Annotated in this window: 13 protein-coding genes; 5 read left to right on the top strand and 8 right to left on the bottom strand. The window is 60.0% G+C overall.

From position 1 onward, the window contains the following. Nucleotides 1-76: 76 nt before the first annotated feature. Nucleotides 77-3,034, top strand: coding sequence for a bifunctional [glutamine synthetase] adenylyltransferase/[glutamine synthetase]-adenylyl-L-tyrosine phosphorylase (locus tag QTL94_RS06690; RefSeq protein ID WP_289800987.1), 2,958 nt, complete (start codon nucleotides 77-79; stop codon nucleotides 3,032-3,034). On the opposite strand, the gene QTL94_RS06685 is transcribed toward QTL94_RS06690, so the two are convergent. Both QTL94_RS06685 and pepN read right to left on the bottom strand, forming a co-directional pair. Continuing rightward, on the bottom strand, nucleotides 3,031-5,349 hold the full coding sequence (locus tag QTL94_RS06685; protein WP_289800986.1) for a PAS domain-containing sensor histidine kinase: 2,319 nt from the start codon (nucleotides 5,347-5,349) through the stop codon (nucleotides 3,031-3,033). The genes QTL94_RS06690 and QTL94_RS06685 overlap by 4 nt on opposite strands. Nucleotides 5,350-5,529: 180 nt before the next feature. Then, complete coding sequence (gene pepN, locus QTL94_RS06680; protein WP_289800985.1) at nucleotides 5,530-8,178, bottom strand: aminopeptidase N; 2,649 nt, start codon at nucleotides 8,176-8,178, stop codon at nucleotides 5,530-5,532. 346 nt (nucleotides 8,179-8,524) lie between these two features. Between pepN and QTL94_RS06675 the strand changes: the two genes are divergently transcribed. Both QTL94_RS06675 and QTL94_RS06670 read left to right on the top strand, forming a co-directional pair. Then, entirely contained in the window at nucleotides 8,525-9,454 is a 930-nt protein-coding gene (locus QTL94_RS06675; RefSeq protein WP_289800984.1) for a DMT family transporter, read from the top strand. Between the two features lie 184 nt (nucleotides 9,455-9,638). Continuing rightward, the gene (locus QTL94_RS06670) at nucleotides 9,639-10,508 is read left to right on the top strand and encodes a hypothetical protein (protein ID WP_289800983.1); all 870 of its coding nucleotides are present in this window, start codon (nucleotides 9,639-9,641) and stop codon (nucleotides 10,506-10,508) included. 53 nt (nucleotides 10,509-10,561) lie between these two features. Here the strand turns inward: QTL94_RS06670 and QTL94_RS06665 are convergent, their stop codons facing one another. The 6 genes from QTL94_RS06665 to QTL94_RS06640 all read right to left on the bottom strand — a co-directional run bounded on the left by QTL94_RS06665 (nucleotide 10,562) and on the right by QTL94_RS06640 (nucleotide 18,679). Further along, nucleotides 10,562-10,753, bottom strand: a complete 192-nt coding sequence (locus tag QTL94_RS06665; RefSeq protein ID WP_113523981.1) for a hypothetical protein — start codon at nucleotides 10,751-10,753, stop codon at nucleotides 10,562-10,564. A gap of 148 nt (nucleotides 10,754-10,901) precedes the next feature. Further along, nucleotides 10,902-11,774 (bottom strand): uracil-DNA glycosylase, encoded by an 873-nt coding sequence (locus tag QTL94_RS06660; RefSeq protein ID WP_289800982.1) that lies wholly within the window; start codon nucleotides 11,772-11,774, stop codon nucleotides 10,902-10,904. A gap of 59 nt (nucleotides 11,775-11,833) precedes the next feature. Further along, nucleotides 11,834-13,126, bottom strand: a complete 1,293-nt coding sequence (locus QTL94_RS06655) for an Hsp70 family protein (RefSeq protein WP_289800981.1) — start codon at nucleotides 13,124-13,126, stop codon at nucleotides 11,834-11,836. Between the two features lie 158 nt (nucleotides 13,127-13,284). Further along, nucleotides 13,285-16,401: an efflux RND transporter permease subunit gene (locus tag QTL94_RS06650; protein WP_065689940.1), complete on the bottom strand. Its 3,117-nt coding sequence runs from the start codon at nucleotides 16,399-16,401 to the stop codon at nucleotides 13,285-13,287. Further along, a complete protein-coding gene (locus QTL94_RS06645; protein ID WP_289800980.1) occupies nucleotides 16,398-17,672 on the bottom strand; it encodes an efflux RND transporter periplasmic adaptor subunit in 1,275 nt (424 codons plus the stop codon). The genes QTL94_RS06650 and QTL94_RS06645 overlap by 4 nt, the downstream gene beginning before the upstream one ends. 218 nt (nucleotides 17,673-17,890) lie before the next feature. Further along, nucleotides 17,891-18,679: an SDR family oxidoreductase gene (locus QTL94_RS06640; RefSeq protein ID WP_289800979.1), complete on the bottom strand. Its 789-nt coding sequence runs from the start codon at nucleotides 18,677-18,679 to the stop codon at nucleotides 17,891-17,893. A 253-nt stretch (nucleotides 18,680-18,932) separates the two neighbouring features. Between QTL94_RS06640 and QTL94_RS06635 the strand changes: the two genes are divergently transcribed. Together QTL94_RS06635 and QTL94_RS06630 are read left to right on the top strand one after the other, a co-directional pair. Next, the gene (locus QTL94_RS06635) at nucleotides 18,933-20,597 is read left to right on the top strand and encodes an electron transfer flavoprotein-ubiquinone oxidoreductase (RefSeq protein WP_289800978.1); all 1,665 of its coding nucleotides are present in this window, start codon (nucleotides 18,933-18,935) and stop codon (nucleotides 20,595-20,597) included. 9 nt (nucleotides 20,598-20,606) lie between these two features. Further along, entirely contained in the window at nucleotides 20,607-21,137 is a 531-nt protein-coding gene (locus tag QTL94_RS06630; RefSeq protein ID WP_289800977.1) for a GNAT family N-acetyltransferase, read from the top strand. Nucleotides 21,138-21,154: the final 17 nt, after the last annotated feature.

Genomic DNA, 21,154 nt, shown 5'->3' with positions numbered 1-21,154 from the left:
AGACCCTAACTTATCAGGCGGTGGCACGGAGCGATTGTGATTCCGTCCATGGGTGATGCGGCGAGTGGGAGGATGCATGCTGACGGAATCGAAGCACGGTCTCGAGGAGGTGGCGGACGGCCTGTTGAAGCCGTTGAGCAAGACCGAGTTGAAACTCGCGCTCGCCGATTTGCAGAAAATCGGGAAGTCCGAGCCCGCGGTGGCCGAGATGCTGAAGGATGAAGGCGCGCTCCGCGACTTCATCACCGCTGCGTTTAGCCTGTCTCCCTATCTGCGTGACATCGCCAACGTGGACGACGCCGTTCTCGCATCTGCGGTCTCCGGCCCGCTGGAGCCGCAGATCGCCGCATTGATCGGTGAAGCGCGGCTGGCATGGCAGCCGACAGCAGACGGCGCATCGCCGACTGAGGCCGAGGTCATGACCCGTTTGCGCGTTATCAAGCGCCGAGTGGCCTTCCTCGTGGCGCTCGCCGATCTTGCCCGCATTTTCGATGGTCGTGCGACGACCATGTGGCTAAGCAGGCTGGCGGAAGCATCCGTCGCTGCGGCGATCGATCACCTGCTGCTATCTGCGCACGAGAGCCGAAAGCTTCACTTGAAGGATGTTTCCAGGCCCAGTGAGGGCTCGGGGCTGATCGTTCTCGGCATGGGCAAACTGGGCGCCTCGGAGCTCAACTATTCGTCCGATATCGACGTGGTCGTGTTCTTCGACGAGCAGGCCGGAATTCTGCCCGATCCGGAGGATGCGATCGAGATCTTTCCGCGCATGATGCGCCGGCTGGTCAGGATCATGCAGGAGCGAAGCGCCGACGGCTATGTCTTCCGGACCGACCTGAGACTGCGGCCCGATCCGGGATCGACGCCGCTGGCCATCTCGGTCGATGCCGCGATGATCTATTATGAGGGCCGGGGACAGAACTGGGAGCGGGCCGCATTCATCAAGGCTCGTGCTGTCGCTGGCGACATCAAGGCTGGCGAACAGTTCCTGCGTGACCTCGTGCCCTTCGTGTTTCGCAAATACCTCGACTACGCGGCGATTGCCGATATTCATTCCATCAAGCGGCAGATCCACGCCCATAAAGGGCACGGCGCAATTGCTGTCAAAGGGCACAACGTCAAGCTCGGACGTGGCGGCATTCGCGAGATCGAGTTCTTCGCCCAGACCCAACAACTGATCGCTGGCGGACGCATGCCGGTCCTGCGTTGCCGCGGGACGGAAGAGACGCTTGCGGAGCTCACCAAGGCGAAATGGATCGACGAAGAGACCCGCGATGAGCTGACGGAAGCCTACTGGTTCCTTCGTGATGTCGAGCATCGGATCCAGATGGTTCGCGATGAACAGACGCACCTGCTTCCGGAGACAGAGACAGACTTGAAGCGCATCGCTTTCATGATGGGCTTTAACGACACGCAGAGCTTCTCGGAGCGACTTGTGGAGGTGTTCAGAGCCGTGGAACGGCGCTATGCCCGCCTGTTCGAACAGGAAACCAAACTGTCGACGGAAACCGGGAACCTTGTCTTCACCGGACAGAATGACGATCCGGACACGCTGATCACCCTGAAGAAGCTCGGCTTCGAACGACCGTCGGACATATCGCGCGTTATCCGCACTTGGCACTACGGGCGATACAAGGCGACGCAATCAGTCGAAGCGCGCGAACGGCTGACAGAGCTGACGCCGGAGCTCCTGCGTGTCTTCGGGGAAAGCAAGCGGGCGGATGAAGCGATCTTGCGCTTCGATAATTTCATTTCCGGCCTCCCTGCTGGTATTCAGCTTTTCTCACTGCTTGGCAGCAATCCGGCGCTGTTGTCGCTCATCGTCAACATCATGTCCTCGGCTCCGAAGCTCGCCGAGGTAATCGCCGCCAAGCCGCACGTCTTCGATGGCATGCTCGATCCTGGCCTCATGGCGGAGCTGCCGACCCGCGACTATCTGGCCGAGCGCTTGAAGGGATCGCTGCTGCAGGCTCGCTACTATGAAGAGGTGCTAGACAGGCTGCGCATTTTTGCCGCCGAACAGCGTTTCTTGATCGGCATCCGCCTGCTGACTGGCACAATCAACGGCGTCATGGCGGCGCGCGCTTTCACGCACCTCGCGGACCTGATTATCGAGGCTGCGCTCAACGCTGTCATCAAGGAAATCCGTGACGTGCATGGTGACTTTCCCGGCGGCCGTATCGCCGTCGCGGGCATGGGCAAGCTGGGCAGCTTCGAGCTAACGGCCGGCTCCGATATCGATCTCATTCTGCTTTACGATTACGACGAGCGAGCATCGGAGTCGGATGGTTCTAAGCCACTCGACGCCGTGCGCTACTTTACCCGGGTGACCCAGCGGCTGATCGCGGCACTCTCCGCGCCGACCGCCGAAGGCGTGCTTTACGAGGTCGATATGCGGCTTCGTCCGTCCGGAAACAAAGGGCCGGTTGCCACGCGCATCAATGCATTCGAAAAGTATCAGCGCGAGGAGGCATGGACCTGGGAGCATATGGCGCTTAGCCGTGCCCGCCTCATCTGCGGAGATCAAGGGCTGATCGCGGAAGCCGAGCGCGTCGCAACTGAGGTGCTATCCCAGAGCCGCGATATCGCAAGTGTGACGCATGACGTCGCCGAGATGCGTGAGTTGATCGAGAAGGAAAAGCCGCCTTCAAGCCTCTGGGATCTGAAGCTGATCCCGGGAGGTGTCATCGACATCGAGTTCATTGCCCAATATCTGGCGCTGATCGCACCCGCGAAGGGTGCCAGGGTCAGCGTTCGCGGACTGAACACGGGCGAGGCCCTGAAGCTGCTTGGCGGCAGGCTCATGGCTCCGGCGGATGTCGATACCTGCATCGAGGCATTTTCGCTCTATACCGAGCTGTCGCAACTCATTCGGCTGTGCATCGATGGCGTGTTCGACCCGAAGGAAGCGCCATCCGGCCTCATTGATCTGGTCTGCCGCGCTGGTGATTGCCCCGACATCCGCACGCTGGAGAGCGAGGTCAAGCGGCTCTCCAAGGCTGTTCGCAAGATACTGCTGGTGGTCGTCAAGCCCTAGTTCTGCGTGTCGGGTATCCGCAGCGAGATGATCGTTCCGACGGCTTCGCGCGATCGGATCTTCATGCGGCCGCCATGCAGGTCTGTGAGGGAGCGGGAGATCGCCAGTCCGAGGCCAGAGCCGCCCTTGCTCTTCGCGTACTGGTTCTGCACCTGCTCGAACGGCTGTCCAATCTTGCTCAACGCCGCCCGCGGAATGCCGATGCCGGTGTCGGCGATGGTGAGAAGGACATGACCATTCGTCCGGCGCGTCCGCACCGCGATACGGCCGCCGTCATTCGTGAATTTGACGGCATTCGAAAGCAGATTGAGCAGGATCTGTTTCATCGCCCGGCGGTCGGCCTTCAACGTCATGCCGTCGCAGATACGCTGTTCGATCCGGATGTTCTTTTCTGCTGCTGGAATAGTGGTGAAACGTAGGCTTTCCTCGATCAGCGGCACGAGATCGATCGTCTCGCAATGCAGCTTCATATGGCCTGCCTCGATCTTCGACATGTCCAGAATGTCGTTGATGACGTTCAGCAGGTGCCTGCCGCTGTGGTGGATGTCGCGGGCATACTCGTCGTACTTGGCAGAGCCGAGCGGCCCAAACATCTCGTCCTGCAGGATTTCAGAGAACCCGAGGATTGCGTTCAGTGGCGTCCGCAGCTCGTGCGACATGTTGGCCAGAAACTCCGACTTCGCCTTGTTGGCGGCTTCCGCGCGTTCCTTCTCGGCCTGATAGTTGGCGTTAGCGAGGGAAAGGGCAGCCTTCTGGCTTTCCAGTGTTTGCCGGGAGGCGGAAAGGTCCCCAATCGTTGCCATCAGTCGCCGTTCGGAGTCACGCAGGCGCTCCTGGTTGCGCTTCAGCAAGGTGATGTCGGTCCCGACCGAAACCATGCCGCCATCGCGTGTACGGCGTTCATTGGTCTGGAGCCAGCGCTCGTCGGCGAGCTGAACTTCGGTGGTACGGGAGTGGCCGGATCCATCGGCATCCGCGATGCGGCGCTCGATCACGGGGCGAGCCGCGGCAGCGTTGACGACGCTCCGCTCCGTGCCCGGCACCAGCACATTGTCCGGCAATCCGTACGCCTGCTGAAAGTGAGCGTTGCACATGACCAGCCGGTCGTTCTTGTCCCAAAGCACGAAAGCCTCGGACGTGCACTCGATGGCGTCGGCAAGGCGCTGGTCGGCCTCGGCGTAACGCTGTGCGAGACGGTGCTGTTCCGTCACGTCCATTGCGATGCCGATCATGTGGACGCGGCCGGCATTGGTCCGAATGACCTGGGCACGGGCGCGCATCCAGACATAGTGGCCGCCTGCATGACGCATGCGGAAGATCTGGTCGATCTGCTCGGAATCGCCGCGAGAGATCGAGCGTGCGATTTCGTAGATGCCGCCATCGTCCGGGTGCATCAGTCGCGCTGCATCACCGAAGCACATGTTGCCTTCGGAAGCGGGCAGGCCGAGCATTTCGTACATCGACCGGGACCAGAAGAACTCGCGGCGATCGAAGTCGAAGTCCCAAAGGCCGCAGCGACCGCGAGACAGGGCCGTCTCGACCCGCAGGTTGGATTCCTGGAAGATGTCGTCGGCGTCGCGCGCCCGGCGGACCTGCATGTAATAGGCATAGAGAACAACAAGCAGGATCGACGAGATGCCAGCGAAAAGGCTGACATTAAGGGTCATCGTCTCGCGCCACAGGCTGCTGATGCGGTCGAGCGAGGTGGCCGCGACGATATATCCGCCCGAGTCGCCAACAAGGGTGATCTCGGCGTAATGCGGGCGGCCGCTGATCGTCGTTTCGATGACGCCCGCACGATCGCCGAAGCGGCGAACTGCGGAGACTTCGGAGAAGAAGTCACCAACGCTCGCGCCGATATAGGCAGCACCTGCCGTTGATGACGCGAACACTTTGCCCGACGGCTGTACCAGCAGCACGAACGCGTCATCGTCGAGACGGTCTTGCGGAAGGAAACGCGCCAGCCGCGTCTGCGCTGCAGCGGCGTCGCCGGCTTCGAACACGGAGGCGGAATCAGCAAATGCTGCGGCAGCGGTCGCCGCTGCCAGAGCGGTGGAGTGACGCGCGGCCGCCGTCATACGGCTGTACTCGGACATCATGCCAAAGAAGTGTGATGCCGCGACAACCGCAAGGAATGCGACGATGAGAATGGGAATGACGCGCTTCAGGACCGTCTCTGCGTGATTGAGACTTCGAACAGGCGGTCGAAGGGGCGCTGAAGCGTTATCGGCGAAGCGGTCGCGCAAGGCGCGAAAGTCTTCGAAATCGACACGCAGCCGTCCTCCGGCCACGGTTGCCCGCCGCACGTCCATCATCTCTGAGCCTTGATCCCTCGTGTGATTCGCGCGCCGCTCGCTCGAACCTGCATCAATGAATCATTGGTGATTCGCCTTGTCCAGAGGAAAAGGTAAAAATCCGTTAACCGATTCTAAGTGCTGATTATTCTTGAGGGGCCCGAAGCGGCCTGCGTTCGCAAAGCCGCTCCCTGCTGCAAATCACCCCTTGAGGGTGCGTTCGACGATGTCTCTGACGTCGCTGGAAAGACCCGAGCTTTGCTCGATCTCGGCCAGAGCTTTCTGCGCGTGGCCGGCACGTACAGGCTCCAAAGAGCGCCACGAACGCATGGATGTAAGGATGCGTGCGGCGAGCTGAGGGTTGCGCTGGTCGATATCCAGAATCTCGCGGGCGAGGAACCGGTAGCCTTCACCGTCGGCACGACCGAACCCGGTCGGGTTCGTGAAGGCGAACGTACCGATGAGCGAACGCACGCGATTGGGATTCGTCCGCTTGAACAGCGGGTTCTCCATCAGCTTGCGAACGCGGTCGAGGGTCTGCGCGCCGGGAATGGTCGCCTGGACGGAGAACCACTTGTCGATCACCAGCGCATTGTCGGCGAAGCGATCGCGGAACGTCGCAAGCGCTTGGATTGCCTCGTCGCTATCGGGGAAACGATGAGCAAGGATCGTGAGCGCCTGCATCAGGTCGGTCATATTGTTTGCGGCGTCGAAAGCGGCTTTCGCGCGTGCCGGAGCGCTTTCCGCATAGGACAAATATGCAAGTGCGGTGTTTCGCAGGGCACGCCGGCCAGCGCTCTTTGCATCAGGGCTGAAATCGCCTGGCGTTGTCATCTTGTCGTAAAGGGCTGCAAACGCATCCTTTCCGGCGTCCGCGACCTGCTTCATGACTGTCTGGCGGCCGGCATGAATGGCGTCAGGGTCGTTGTTGCCGCCAAGTTCCCGCGCAATATCGGCTTCGCTTGGCAATGCCAGCGCCTGCGCACGGAAGGCCGGCTCCAGACCCTCGTCGGACGCGGCGGCGAGCAGCGTATCGATAAAGGTCTGGTCAGCAACAATGGCCTTGCCTTCACGCGCATCGCGCGCCGCCTTTAGCAGCGTTGGCAGTGTTAGATCTGTCAGCGCTTGCCAACGGGCAAAGTGGTCCGTTTCGTAGCGCGCGAGCAAAGCAAGATCGATTGGTGTCTGATCGAAATGCAAATTGATGGGTGCCGAGAAGCTTCGGTTGATCGAGACGACAGGCCGCGAGGCGATGCCGTGGAATACTGCTGTCTGGGTTCTCTCGGTCAGGTGCAGGACATTGCCGCCGTACTCCGCGCCTTCCACGGAGGAGGGGGCAAAAGCAGCGCCGTCTTCGGAGAATAGCGCCAGGCTAAGCGGAATATGCATCGGCTTCTTGTCGCTCTGACCGGGCGTTGCCGGTATCATCTGCTCCAGAGCAAGGCTGAAGGTCTTGGCAGCGGGATCATAGGTGCCCGATGCCGTCACAAGCGGTGTGCCAGCCTGATGGTACCAGAGCGAAAACTGCTGGAGGTCACGGCCGCTGACGTCTTCGAAGCATTTGACGAAATTCTCGATTGTCACAGCCTCGCCGTCATGTCGTTCGAAATAGAGATCCATACCCTTCTTGAACGCTTCCTTGCCCAGAAGCGTGTGGATCATCCGCGTGACTTCGCTGCCCTTCTCATAGACGGTCGTCGTATAGAAGTTATTGATTTCACGATATTTCGTTGGCCTCACCGGATGAGCCAGCGGGCCGCCGTCTTCTGGAAACTGCTCTGATTTCAGGTGGCGCACTTCCGCGATGCGCTTGACCGGGCGCGAGCGCTGATCAGCCGAGAATTCGTGGTCGCGATAGACCGTCAGGCCTTCCTTGAGGCAAAGCTGGAACCAGTCGCGGCAGGTGATACGGTTGCCGGTCCAGTTGTGAAAGTATTCGTGTGCGATGATTGCTTCGATGTTGGCATAGTCGGCATCGGTTGCCGTTTCGGGATCGGCAAGGACATACTTGTCGTTGAAGACGTTGAGTCCCTTGTTCTCCATCGCACCCATGTTGAAGTCCGACACGGCGACGATCATGAAGATGTCGAGGTCGTATTCACGGCCGAACACGTCTTCGTCCCACTTCATCGAGCGCTTCAGCGCGTCCATCGCATAGCCTGCGCGTTGCTCCTTGCCACGCTCCACGTAGATTTTCAGCGCGACTTCGCGGCCGGACATGGTCGTGAAGGTGTCCTCGATCACGCCGAGATCTCCGGCCACCAATGCGAAAAGGTAGCTCGGTTTCGGGTGCGGATCGAACCAGGCGGCGAAATGCTTGCCTTCGCCGTAGCCAGCACCGCCGAGGAAGTTGCCGTTCGACAGCAGCAGCGGATTGGCCGCCTTGTCGGCGATGATGTTGACAGTGTAGGGCGCAAGTACGTCAGGGCGGTCTGGGAAGTAGGTGATGCGGCGAAAGCCTTCGGCCTCGCATTGGGTGCAATAGATCCCGCCGGTGCGGTAAAGCCCCATGAGTTGGGTGTTCGCTTCCGGATTGATGATCGTCGTGATCGTCAGTTCAAAGGGACCGGACTCCGGCAGGTCGCGGACGGTGAGGCTTTCCGGCGTCGCGGTATATTGGCCGGCCGGCATCTCCATCTGATCGAAGAGCAGCCCTGACAGTGCCAGTTCATCGCCGTCGAGGATAAGGGGCGCACTCGCATCAGCGCCCTCCCGACGGTGGAAGATCAATCTTGATTCTACTTTGGTTTCAGTGGGATCAAGTTCGAACGTCAGGTCCACACGCTCCAGAACGAAGTCGGTGGGGCGGTAGTCTGCCAGATTGATGACCTGGCCGGTATCTGTGCGCATGGTGTTCCCTGAAGACCTTAAGACATAGATTTGCAGCGGAGTGGGCGCTCTGCAGCAAAATTTGACGACATGATTACATCAAAGTCTGAACCAAAGCTAAAGCGAAACATCAGGAGTGCAAGTTTTGGCAGTCGGACGCTGAGAGATACTTAACCGCGTATTCCTGCGTCGACGTACGATGCAAAGGATGTCTTCGGCGATTCCGATCTACCAAGACGTGCGAGCGAGGTGTCGCTTTTTTGATTTTTGCCCTGTTCATTAAGCATCGCGACTGCCACACTTGGGTTGCGTCGAGTCTGGCGCGCTCTCCCAAGCCTTTAGATGGCCAATTCGCGAGTTTCCTGACATGCGGTCGGTTTTCGGAAGTCCGATGAGAGGCATTGCGTTCAAAGTTGCCTCCGTCTGTGTCTTCCTTGCAATGCAAACCTTCATCAAGCTCGCTGGCAGCGATATCCAGCCGGGGCAAGTGACATTCTGCAGGTCCTTTTTCGCATTGTTTCCGATCATGGCCTATCTGGCTTATCGGGGGCAGCTTCGGTCGTCGTTCTACACGACCAATCCGATCGGCCACCTGAAACGAGGCACGCTCGGTATCATATCCATGGGGCTGGGTTTCTACGGCCTGTTGCACCTGCCGCTGCCCGAAGCCATTGCACTGGGCTATGCCACACCACTTGTAGCCGTTGTGCTCGCTGCCTTTTTTCTCGGAGAGACGGTTCGTATCTACCGATGGACGGCCGTTTTGGTCGGTCTCGTTGGTGTCGCCATCATCTCCTGGCCTAAGCTCACGCTTTTTCGGGAGGGCGGTGTTCAGTCCGATCAGGCGATCGGTGCAGTAACGGTGTTGCTAGCATCTGTCCTGGGCGGGATGGCGATGATCCAGGTTCGAAAGCTGGTGGAAGAAGAGAAGACCTCGACGATCGTTCTCTATTTCTCGATCACCGCATCGGTATTTTCACTTGCGACCCTGCCTTTCGGCTGGGACCTTCTGGACCTCTGGCCGCAACTGCATCTGATTGCCGCCGGCTTTTGCGGCGGCGTGGCGCAGATCCTGCTGACCGAGAGCTACCGTCACGCGGACGTGTCGACGATCGCGCCGTTCGAGTACACGTCGATCGTGCTTGGCGCCATCATCGCCTATGTCGTCTTTGGTGATATCCCGACGGGGAGCATGTTACTCGGGACCGCCATCGTCGTGGCGGCGGGCATCTTCATCATATACCGCGAGCACAGGATCCAGCTCGAGCGCCGCGCCTCGGGCCGCTCCGCTCCCTGACACCGTCAGATTTTCCCGGAAATCGTTTCAATCTTGAGACTAACGCCGTGCGCGAATTGACTCGCGCGTAGATTGCGGCGTATGCGCGTGTTTTTAAAGTTGATGAAAATTCATTTATTCGCGAAGATACATATTACCGGTGAACGGTACTTGATACCGAATGAGTCCGGAATCCGGGAGAGAAATGCCTTTACGTGCTGAAGACCTTGCCGCCGACCCGAAGTTTATACTGGGCATTCGCTTTCACGCTGAACGAATGCGCACCATGTATGAGGCAGGCCCACGGCTTGCGCGGCTCCTGGCATCCCAACAACGTTGGCTGCTGACTCAGATGGCCTATGCGCTGAGCGTGGAGCGTGATCCCGCTGATTCGTCTTCCGGCTTGACGGCGGTTAGGCTCACCAATGAGATCACCGCCTACAAGGTGGCCAGCCGCAACACCGTTCTGAGCTTTGTGGACGAGCTCCTGACCTACCGTTTCATTGCCTACGAGCCAGGCGAGGAGCGAAAGAGGCCTCGTCACTTCGAGCCGGCCGAGATCAGCCACCAGTCCATGTATGGGTGGCTCTGCTCCAATCTCGTTGCTCTCGACCTTTTGGACGGAGGTGAGAGGACCGCCTATTTCGAGAGCCATCCCGCCATGGCTCGGCAAATGCAGCCTCGAATAGCCCGCAATTGCCTGGCGGACCAACGCTGGCGGGAGCCGCCTGAACAAGTCGGCCTCTTTCTATGGAGCGATGCGGGCGGCCTGATCGTCGACAACCTGATGTCTCGAATCGACATCGAGGAAACGGACCCGGAGCGCTTTTTCGTCGGTCCGGTGGACAGTCGAGCGCTTGCGGCCGATTTCATGATGTCACGGACGCACATGCAGCGGTTGTTTGCCAAGGCTGTGCAGAAGGAATGCTTGGGGTGGGAGGCTGGAAAGAAGCCCGTGCTGTGGATATCACGCGCGTTCGTGGAAGAATATTGCCGCTGGCAGGCGGTCAAGTTTGCCTATGTTGATGAGGCGTTCAGTTGGGCAAAGGCCGAACTCGATGACGAGGCCACGTAGAGGTCGGATCGCCAGAGAGCCGAGGCAGGCGGGCTGCCCGCCTCGGGTCCACGTCAGTACTGTTGAAAATCCGCGAAAATTGCAGCCGGGCGCGAGATGCGTCCGCTGGCGCCAGTTCCACGAGCAATCATCTGCTCGTTGGTGGCGAAGCCTATGCGGTTGCGGCTTTGTGCCGAGCGAACCGGGTCGCTGGCGACGCGCAGGGTTTCAAACCTGCAATGGATAGGACGAAGCAATGTCGGCATGGCCTTGGTTCCTGATTGATTCCTCCCAAGACACATCCGTAATATTGCAGTGCAGCATGGATTTAACAATAACCGAAAACACGCAACAGCTATGCAAAAAGCGCGTAGGTTATTTATAAAACGTTCATATTCGTCTATTTTTTATGCACTACTGGCTTGAGCCGAGTCTTGCTCGGAAAGCCAGCAGATCGTTCCACGCCAGCCGCTTGTTGATTGGGGCGGTGAGCAGATCCTGCGGGTGAAGCGTCGCAATCGACGGAATAACCTTTCCATCAACGGCGATTTCGCGCCACTGACCACGAAGGCCGTGGATCGTGTCGCCTTCACCGAAGAAAACGCGTGCAGCAAAATTACCAAGAAGCAGGATCGCCTTGGGCTCGGCAAGCGCGATCTGGCGCTCGATGAACGGGCGGCAGATATCCATTTCCACCGCTGAGGGCACGCGATTACCCGGGGGGCGCCAAGGGACAACCTGGGTCAAAAGTATGCCCGAACGGTCGAGACCGATCGCTGCCAGCATCTTGTCGAGCAGCTGTCCGGGACGGCCTGCGAATGGCTGTCCTTCCCGATCATCGTCGGCGCTCGGCGCCGAGCCGATCAGCATGATGCCCGAAGCCGCATCACCGGTGGCGAAGATGGTCGAGCGCGCGCTGTTCTTGAGATTGCAGCCGCTGAATGCTTCGATCGCCGTCTTCAGTTCGGCCAGCGACCGGGCGCTTTCAGCAGCAAAGCGCGCCTGCTGAACCGCTTCACCATCGGGAATGGCGGGATGCGGTTTCTGGGCCGAGCGTTCAGGGGCAGCATCGCGAGCGGAGACTTGAGGTGTGGCTCGCGACGGCGCTTGTCGGGTCTCGGTGGCCTGCGACGAGGAGGGGGCGCTACGTCGCGTCGCCTTCATCGCCTCGAATTCGGCAAACCGATCGACGGCCTCTTCCTCCAGCAGCCATTCCACGCCTGCATCCGCATGAAAATGGAGCAGTGCGGCAAGTTCGGCCGGGGAGAGGTCGTTGACGGAGATCATGATCGGAACTGTAGCGAAGCGGCAGCCTCAATGAAAGGGCGCAGGCGTTCTCGTGCCTGCTATTGCACCGTCCATTGCGCGATGTCGTCTCGTTCGCCGATCAACGCCAGACCATGTGCGATGGACAGAAGTTCGCCACCCGTCTCGATGCGGTCTGTGTCAAACCGTTCCGTGAAGATTCGGCGAACGGCAGGCACGAACGACGTGCCGCCTGTGAGGAACACCTTGTCGATCGCCGTCGAGGGTGTGTTCGTCTTCTCGAGCACGTCATCAAGCGCTCCTTCGATCCGGGCGAGGTCGTCGCCAATCCAACCTTCGAAATCGGTTCGACGGATCGTGCAATGACCACCGCTGCCCAGCGGCGCGAAGTCGAAAGCAGCTTCGTCGGCGGAAGACAGGGCCATTTTGGTGGCCGAGACGGCTTGATAGAGCGGATATCCTTCATCGTGATCGACGAGATCCACGAAGGTCTCCAGCTTCTCCGGCTCCAGCGCGGTGCGCACGAGTTTCTTCAGGTCCTGGAACTCGCGCGAGGTCTTGAAGATCGACAGCTGGTTCCAGCGGCCGAAGGCCGAATAGTAATTTGTCGGCACTTCAAGGATCTTGTCGAAGCTCTTGAAATGACTCCCCTTGCCGATTTGCGGCGAGACGATGTTGTCGATTAGGCGGTAGTCGAAGTGATCGCCGGCGACTCCAACACCAGAGTGGCCGATCGGTGTCGCTGTGAGCTTTCCAGCGATCGTCTCGAAGCGGATCAGCGAATAGTCGGTCGTACCGCCGCCGAAGTCGGCAACCAGGACCGTCGCGTCCGCCTTCAGGTTCTGCGCGAAATAGAACGCCGCCGCCACAGGCTCGTAGACATAGTGGATCTCAGGAAACCCAAAACGGGCGAGCGCCTCGTTGTAGCGCATGGTCGCCAATTGGGGATCCGGGTTGGCGCCGGCAAAATGCACCGGCCGGCCCGTGACGATGCGGGTTACATCGCTCGGCCAGTTCTCGCCCGCATAGTGGCGCAGGCGGCGGATGAAGACCTCCATCAGATCCTCGAAGCTTTGGCGCTTCCCGAAGATGATCGTTCCCTGGAAGAGGGCGCTTGCGGCGAAGGTCTTGATGGACTGCAGGAAGCGGCTGTCGCCGGGGTTCTCGATGAACTGGCGGATCGCCGCGTGCCCGGCTTCCACCTTGAGTGCGGATGCGCCGAGATTAGGATCCTTCATGAACGAAAGGGCCGTGCGCATGCTGTCGGCCTTGCCTGCCGCGCTCGTAAATTCCATCGAACGGGTGGTCGCCCCATCCGCCATTGCAAGAACAGTGTTCGTTGTGCCGAAGTCCAAACCCAGCGCCTGAGCCATGCTCGCACCTCTCAATGTCGATTGTGTATGAGATCGGGGCAAAACCCCGCGAAGGCGCGGGAGGGGCGCCAATTCGAAGAGGGCGCGTGATGCCATAGGGGAACGGCAGATTCAAGGCCAAATCGAAAATGAAACGGGCGCCCTTGGCGCCCGTTGGATCATTCCGCGGCAATCGCCTCCGGAGCATTTTCATGCTCCTCTGCTGGCTTCTTTCGCCCGAAGCTCAGCAACCAATCGCTGAGCCGGCCCATCTCGACGAAGATAACCGGGGTGATGAACAAGGTCAGCGCCTGAGAGACGAGCAAGCCGCCGACCACCGCAATCCCGAGCGGCTGGCGCAGTTCGGAGCTCGCGCCCGAGCCAAGCGCGATCGGCAGCGCGCCAAGCAACGCGCAGAAGGTGGTCATCATGATCGGCCGGAAACGTCGCACGCAGGCTTCGTGAATTGCTTCCGACGGCGACATTCCATTGCCCGATCGGAGGTTCTCCAGCGCCACGTCGATCATCATGATCGCGTTTTTCTTCACGATGCCGATCAGCATCAGCAACCCGATCAAGGCGATGATGGATAGGTCGAAGCCCATTACCTTGAGGGCGAGCAACGCTCCGAGGGCGGCTGCCGGCAGGCCGGAGAGGATGGTGAGCGGGTGGATAAAGCTCTCATACAGCACACCCAGGACGACATAGATCGTCAGGACGGCCGCCAGAATGAGCAACGGTGTGTTGCCCTGCGATTGCTGGAAGATCTGCGCCGTGCCGCCGTAGGACGTGAAAATGTCCGTCGGCATGTTGATGTCCTTCTTGATCTGATCGATCGCAGCCGTGGCGTCACCGAGAGCTTCGCCGGCCGGCAGGTTGAAGGAAACGGTCGTGGAAACGAGCTGACCGGTCTGGTTGATCGTCACCGGGCCTGTGTTCCGCCGCACGGTCGCAAAGTTGGACAGCGGAACCAGCGTTCCATTGCTGGATGCGACACGGATATCTTGAAGCTTCTGGTCGTCCCAGGGTCTGCCGGTGTCGTATTCGACAATCACGTCATAGCTTTCGCCGGTCGATTGGATTTGCGTCGCCGCATATCCGCTGAAGGCTTCCTGCAGCGTCGTGCGCAACTGGTCGTCATCGATGTTGAACGCAGCCGCCTTTTCGCTGTCCACGACAATGTCGGCCTGCAATGCGTTGTTCTGAGCATCGGACGTGACGTCGGTAAAGCGGGGATCAGCCCGCAGCGCCTGCTGCATCTTGTCGGCCCAGAGGTTGGTCTGGTCGGCACTCAGGGCCTGGATCACCAGCTGATACTGGCTCGCCGTCTGCCGTCCGCCGAACCGCAAGCTTTGCTGAGGCGTTATGAACGCCTGCAGGCCGGCAATCTTGTTGATGCTCGCGCGCAACTCTCGCAGCGTTTGATCAAGCGGTACACGCTGGTCCTTGTCCTTCAGTTCGACGAACATCGTGCCGTTGTTCAAAGGACTGCGCGCGCTGCCGCCAACGATCGACATCACGTGGTTCACAGCGGGGTTCTGCCGTACCAGTTCTGCGGCCTGGTTCTGAAGAGCCTGCATCGCCGGATAGGAGATATCCTGGCGCGCGCGGGTCGAAATGTTGAGGCGGCCGATATCCTCGGTCGGGAAGAAACTCGCCGGCAGTGTCATGAACAGATAGATCGTCAATCCGACAGAGGCGAGGAAGAGAGCGAGAATGGCGGGGCGGTGACGAAGGCACCAGCCGACAGCCGCGCCATAACCGCGAAGCGTCCAGTCGAACCCGGCATCGAACCAACGGATGAAGAACGGCGGCCGATCGTGGGCATTCCCCAGACGGGATGCCAGCATCGGCGTCACGGTCAACGAGACGATCGCGGACGCGACGATTGCGATCGCCACGACCATGCCGAACTCGTTGAAGATTCGGCCCACGACGCCGCCCATCAGCAGGATCGGGATGAAGACGGCAATCAGCGAGACCGACATCGAAATGATCGTGTAGCTCACTTCGCCGGCGCCCTTGATCGCGGCATCCATGACAGGCATGCCTTCTTCGACGTGTCGAAGAATGTTCTCGAGCATCACGATCGCATCGTCCACGACAAGCCCGACCGCAAGTGTCAGTCCGAGCAGCGAGATGTTGTCGATGCTGTAGCCGAGCACATACATCATCCCGAAGGTCGAAATCAGCGACAGCGGAACAGCCAATCCCGGGATGAGGGTCGCGGTCAGGTGGCCGGTAAACAGGTAGATGACCAGAACGACAAGGCCGATCGTCAGGAGCAAGGTGAACTTCACGTCGGCGATTGCATCACGGATCGGCTTGGCCGAATCGTTCATGACCGTCGTTGTGACCGACGCCGGAATTTCCGCGTGGAGGGAAGGAAGCTTGGCGTTGATTGCATCGACCACCTCGACCGTATTCGCGTCGGGCTGGCGCTGAATGGCGAGAATGATGCTTTGCTTGCCGTCGTACCAGCTACCGGTGTTCAGGTTCTCGACACTATCCTGCACATCGGCAATGTCGCCGAGATGGATCGGCGCGCCACCCGGATTGGCGATCACCAAGGACCGGAATTCCGCGGCATTGGTCCGCTGAGTATCGGCATTAATGGTCATGCTCTGGCTGGCGTTCTGCAGGGTTCCCACGGGCACCTGGCTGTTTGCCGCGACCAGCGCCTTGTTTACGGTGTCGATACCGATGCCGCGATTGAGAAGCTTGTTCGGATCAACCTCGATGCGCACCGCATAGGTCTGCGCACCGAAGACCGACACTTCGGCCACGCCCGGGAGCGTCGAAAGCGACGGCGAGATGATGTTTTCTGCAATGTCGTCCAGCTTGCTGCGCGGCATCGTATTGCTTTGGATGGCAAGCAACATGACCGGCGCGTCAGCGGGGTTCGTCTTGCGATAGCTTGGCGGCGTCGTCATGTTGTCGGGTAGCTGGCGCGTCGCGTGCGATATCGCCGCCTGAACGTCAGCCGCCGCTGCGTCGATGTTGCGATTGAGATCGAACTGCAGCACGATGCTCGTATTGCCGAGCGAATTGGTCGCGCTGATTTCGCTGATGCCGGGGATTGTCTGGAATTGCTTGATCAGCGGTGTCGCCACGGACGTCGCCATCGTCTTCGGCGATGCGCCGGTCAGCGCAGCAGAGACATTGATGGTGGGGAAGTCGACCTGCGGCAGGGCTGCCACCGGAACAAGCTGGTAGCCTGCGAGGCCGGCAAGAACGACGCCGATCGCTAGCAGCGTGGTGGCAACTGGTCTCCGGATACAGAAATTCGGTATCATTCTTCGGTTCCCGCCGCTGTGGTTGCCTTGTTGTCCGGTAGGGTGGCCGAGGCGACATCCAGCGTCTTGGCGTTGAACTGTTCATTGACAGGCTGCTTGTCGACCAGCTGGGCCTGCCCCTCGACAACGACATGGTCGCCTTCCGACAGGCCTGACGAGATGGCGCTGAAATCGCCGTTTGCGCGTGCCACGGTCACCGGCATCTGCCGTACCTTTCCGTCCTTCACGACAAACGAGAAGAAGCCATCGGCACCAGGGCTTACCGCTACGGTCGGCACGACGACTTGTTGCTCATTGTTGTTGAAATGAACGACAATGTTGACGGACTGACCTGGCCATAGAGCGCCGGAGGCGTTCTCGAACTTAGCTTTGGCAAGGATCGTCCCAGAGGCGGGATCCACCGTGTTGTCGTAGAAGCTGATGTGTCCCTGCCGTGGCTTGCCCTTGTCCGATTGCGGAACCGTGCTGACGTCGACCGGGCCGGTCGCCAAGGCTTGCTTCAACTGTCGTAGATCGCGCTCCTGAAGGTGAAACTTGACATAGATCGGATCAAATTTCGCGATGGTTACGATGGCCGAGCCTGCGTTGACGAAGGCGCCGGGGCTCACGGCGATATCCCCGAGCCGCCCGTCGAATGGAGCCCGGATCTCGGTGTGTTCAAGCAGAACCTGATCCGCCGCAAGGGCTGCTTTGTCAGCTTGGACGGTCGCCGCAGCGCTGTCACGCGCGGCCTTCGCCTGGTCATAGGTTTGCTGCGTGCCAGCCTGCGACGTCAGAAGATCATGGGCTCGTGTCAGTGCCGTATCGGTTTCCGCAAGTGTCGCGGTATCGCGAACAATCATGGCGCTGTCTTTGTCGACGGTTGCTTGGGCCGTACGGTTGTCCAGTTTGACGATCAGGTCGCCCTGTTTCACCATCGTACCGTCAGACGCGATGATCTCTGTGACCAGTCCCTGTTCCTGCGCGGCGATCGTCGTATTGTCATCGGCGTCGGCCCAGCCAGATGCTGTCACGTCGCGGGGCAGGGTGGTCTTGACCGCGGCAACCGTCTTGACGAGCGTAGGTCCGCCGTTGCCGCGTCCTTTGCCGCCGCCCTTGCGATTTCCTGCATCCGGCGTTGCACCGTCACTCGCAGCCTTGTCGCCCCCGGCATCCGCCTGCTTGGCCGTCGTGTCGCCGAACTGGGAAAGATAGGGAATGCGATCCCTATACTGCCAGGCGCCGACGCCGGCTGCAGCAACAATGCAAATGGGGATCCAAAGTTTCTTCATGGTAGGACTGGTCTCGGGCAGTTGCGCTAAAGTGGAGCCTGCATTGAACCACATTTATTACGGCGCAAAAACGACACAATTCCGGAATGACCATCACTAAGTGGTTATTATAGCTTAAATTTTTGTAATAAAAGAATGTGTTGATATTATAATGTTTCCACCCGCCGAACGCCAGTGGGCACGGGCGCGGATCATCCGCGCCCAAATATCCTTTGCAATCAAACCGATCGCGCTGCGCCGCCGTCGCAGCGGATGAGGCTGCCGGTGATGTAGCTTGCCGGTTGGCTGCATAGAAAGGCGGCTGTCGCTGCGAACTCTTCGACGGTGCCGTAGCGCCCGACGGGGATCAGAGCCTCCTTGCTCGCGCGGATATCCGCCATGTTTTTGCCTGTCCGCTTGGCTGCGGCACCGTCGAGATCGTCGAGCCGACCGGTCAGAATGCTTCCGGGCAGCAGGACATTCGTGGTGATCCCGTAGCGGCCGACCTCGGAGGCCAGCGTCTTGCTCCAGCCTGCAAGGGCCGGACGCAGGGTGTTGGACAGCGCAAGACTGGGGATCGGCTCGATGACGCCGGATGAGGCAACCGTCAGGATGCGCCCCCAACCCTGCGCCTTCATCGCCGGCAGCAACGCATTGGTCAGCGTGATGACGCGCAGCACCATCGAGAAGAAATAGGTCTCCAGTCGGTCTGCCGTCATGTCCTCGGTCGTTCCTGGCGTTGGGCCGCCCGTGTTGTTGACCAGAATGTCGACACCACCAAGCTTGCTGGCAACAGCCGCCGTCACGGTTTCGGTGAAGTTCTCATCGGAAAGATCCGCCCAGATCCAGTCGGCATTGCCCTTGCCCTCGGCGTTGATCGCCTTGCAATTTGCCTCCAGCGTCTCGCCGCTGCGCCCGCAGAGCAGGACGTTGGCGCCCTCGTGAGCAAGCGCCACGGCGATGCCGTGCCCAAGTCCTCGCGATGATGCCAGGATGAGCGCGCGCTTGCCCTTGATGCCGAGATCCATTGTGTCGTCTCCTGTTGTTCTGCCCAATCTATAGGGTGCGCAAAGCTCAAAAGGGAAGGGTGATCGAACAGGCATTTCCGTTCATTTTATTGACGTTAACGTAAGGGTAATATACTTCTTTCGCGCTTGAGAATATCATTGCGTGAAATGGGGGATTGGGTGTCGTTTCCCGGCTCGACAATGGTTGCGGGTTTTGCCAAGAGATACCCGATACGGGGAATGTGGCCGCAATGCCGGCCGAATGGAGCGATGCATGACCGATACGCCAGATCTGCCCGAACGCGAAAGCATGGAATTCGACGTCGTGATCGTCGGCGGCGGTCCTGCGGGTCTGTCGGCGGCGATCCGTCTGAAGCAGGTCAATCCGGAGCTGTCGGTGGTCGTGCTGGAAAAGGGCGCCGAGGTCGGTGCCCATATCCTGTCGGGTGCGGTCGTTGATCCGATCGGCATCGACCGATTGCTGCCGGATTGGCGGCAGGAGACGGATCATCCGTTCAAGACGGAGGTCAAGGACGATCACTTCCTGCTGCTCGGCCCGGCCGGATCGGTGCGTCTGCCGAACATCCTGATGCCGCCTTTGATGAACAATCACGGCAACTACATCGTCTCGCTCGGGAATGTCTGTCGCTGGCTGGCGGGCCACGCGGAGGCCTTGGGTGTCGAGATCTATCCGGGCTTTGCCGCAACCGAAGTGCTCTACAACGACGAGGGTGCGGTCATTGGTGTGGCCACCGGCGACATGGGCATCGAGAAGAACGGCGAGCCCGGCCCGAACTACACCCGCGGCATGGCATTGCTCGGCAAGTATGTCCTGATCGGCGAAGGCGTGCGCGGCTCGCTCGCCAAGCAGCTGATCGCCAAGTTCGATCTCTCCAGGGATCGAGAACCCCAGAAATTCGGCATCGGCATCAAGGAACTCTGGCAGGTCAAGCCGGAGAACCACAAGCAGGGTCTCGTGCAGCATTCCTTCGGCTGGCCGCTCGGCATGAAGACCGGTGGCGGTTCCTTCCTCTATCATCTGGAAGACAACCTCGTGGCCGTCGGCTTCGTCGTCCACCTGAACTACAAGAACCCCTATCTCTATCCCTTCGAGGAGTTCCAGCGCTTCAAGACGCATCCGTCGATCCGGGGCACGTTCGAGGGCGGCAAGCGCTTGTCCTACGGCGCCCGCGCCATCACCGAAGGCGGCTACCAGTCAGTGCCGAAGCTCTCCTTCCCCGGTGGCGCCCTGATCGGCTGCTCGGCCGGCTTCGTCAACGTTCCCCGCATCAAGGGCAGCCACAATGCGGTGCTGTCGGGCATGATGGCGGCGGACCGCATCGCCGCCGCGATCGCCGCTGGCCGCGCCAATGACGAGGTGGTCGAGATCGAGACCGACTGGCGTTCGAGCGACATCGGCAAGGACCTGAAGAAGGTCCGCAACGTCAAGCCGCTGTGGTCGAAGTTCGGCACGGCTGTTGGCGTCGCGCTCGGCGGTCTCGACATGTGGACCAACCAGCTGTTCGGCTTCTCCTTCTTCGGCACCTTGAAGCACGGCAAGACCGATGCCGCCTCGCTGGAGCCGGCTTCGAAGCACAAGCCGATCGCCTATCCGAAGCCGGACGGTGTTCTCACCTTCGACCGTCTCTCCTCGGTGTTCCTGTCGAACACCAACCACGAGGAAGACCAGCCGGTGCATCTCAAGGTCAGGGACATGGCGCTGCAGGTCTCGTCCGAGCACGACATCTATGCCGGCCCCTCGACCCGCTACTGTCCGGCTGGTGTCTACGAATGGGTGGAGAAGGACGGCAAGGAGACCTATGTCATCAACGCCCAGAACTGCGTCCACTGCAAGACCTGCGACATCAAGGACCCCAACCAGAACATCAACTGGGTCCCCCCGCAGGGCGGCGAGGGGCCGGTCTATCCGAACATGTGAGGCTGCGACGTGAGCGAGACACAGGCTGATGGTTTGAGTATTCGGCCCGCTCGCCCCGACGAACTGTCGCGACTGGCCGACATCGAGATCGACGCTTTTGCTGCCCTCGCGGACGCGCTAGACGTTGCACGGGACGCCCACGCCCTGCCGCAGGGTGTCCTTCGCCGATCGCACGCGGAAGGGCTTCTTTTCGTCGCCGCCGATGACGCTGGCCAGCCGATCGGGTTTCTTGCAGGCGCCGAGATCGAAGAAACGCTCTACGTCATCGAGCTGGATGTCGTCATGCAATGGCAGCGGCGCGGAGCGGGCCGCCGCCTGATGCTTGAAGCGATAGAGGCGGCTCGTGTTCGCAAGCTCAATGGCGTGACCCTGACGACGGATCGTTACGTCGTCTTCAATGCGCCTTTTTATCGCTCGCTGGGCTTTGAACTGTTGGACCACGAGCACACGCCACCGTATCTGCGCCAGAAGCTCGACGACGAGATCGAAAACGGCATGGACCCCGATCGTCGTGTCGCAATGGCTCTGTGGTTCGAGTGACACTTGCGAAGGCGAAG

Origin of the sequence: Rhizobium sp. S96 (assembly GCF_030382195.1) — a bacterium.
Taxonomy (GTDB): domain Bacteria; phylum Pseudomonadota; class Alphaproteobacteria; order Rhizobiales; family Rhizobiaceae; genus Rhizobium.
This window is presented reverse-complemented; position numbering and strand designations above follow the sequence as displayed.

Excerpts from the sequence above, each read along its gene's own strand:
- QTL94_RS06660 (WP_289800982.1), bottom strand. The coding sequence starts at position 11,774 with ATGATCTCCGTCAACGACCTCTCCCCGGCCGAACTTGCCGCACTGCTC.
- QTL94_RS06685 (WP_289800986.1), bottom strand. The coding sequence starts at position 5,349 with ATGATGGACGTGCGGCGGGCAACCGTGGCCGGAGGACGGCTGCGTGTC.
- QTL94_RS06675 (WP_289800984.1), top strand. The coding sequence starts at position 8,525 with ATGCGGTCGGTTTTCGGAAGTCCGATGAGAGGCATTGCGTTCAAAGTT.
- pepN (WP_289800985.1), bottom strand. The coding sequence starts at position 8,178 with ATGCGCACAGATACCGGCCAGGTCATCAATCTGGCAGACTACCGCCCC.
- QTL94_RS06640 (WP_289800979.1), bottom strand. The coding sequence starts at position 18,679 with ATGGATCTCGGCATCAAGGGCAAGCGCGCGCTCATCCTGGCATCATCG.
- QTL94_RS06665 (WP_113523981.1), bottom strand. The coding sequence starts at position 10,753 with ATGCCGACATTGCTTCGTCCTATCCATTGCAGGTTTGAAACCCTGCGC.
- QTL94_RS06650 (WP_065689940.1), bottom strand. The coding sequence starts at position 16,401 with ATGATACCGAATTTCTGTATCCGGAGACCAGTTGCCACCACGCTGCTA.
- QTL94_RS06635 (WP_289800978.1), top strand. The coding sequence starts at position 18,933 with ATGACCGATACGCCAGATCTGCCCGAACGCGAAAGCATGGAATTCGAC.
- QTL94_RS06655 (WP_289800981.1), bottom strand. The coding sequence starts at position 13,126 with ATGGCTCAGGCGCTGGGTTTGGACTTCGGCACAACGAACACTGTTCTT.
- QTL94_RS06670 (WP_289800983.1), top strand. The coding sequence starts at position 9,639 with ATGCCTTTACGTGCTGAAGACCTTGCCGCCGACCCGAAGTTTATACTG.
- QTL94_RS06690 (WP_289800987.1), top strand. The coding sequence starts at position 77 with ATGCTGACGGAATCGAAGCACGGTCTCGAGGAGGTGGCGGACGGCCTG.
- QTL94_RS06645 (WP_289800980.1), bottom strand. The coding sequence starts at position 17,672 with ATGAAGAAACTTTGGATCCCCATTTGCATTGTTGCTGCAGCCGGCGTC.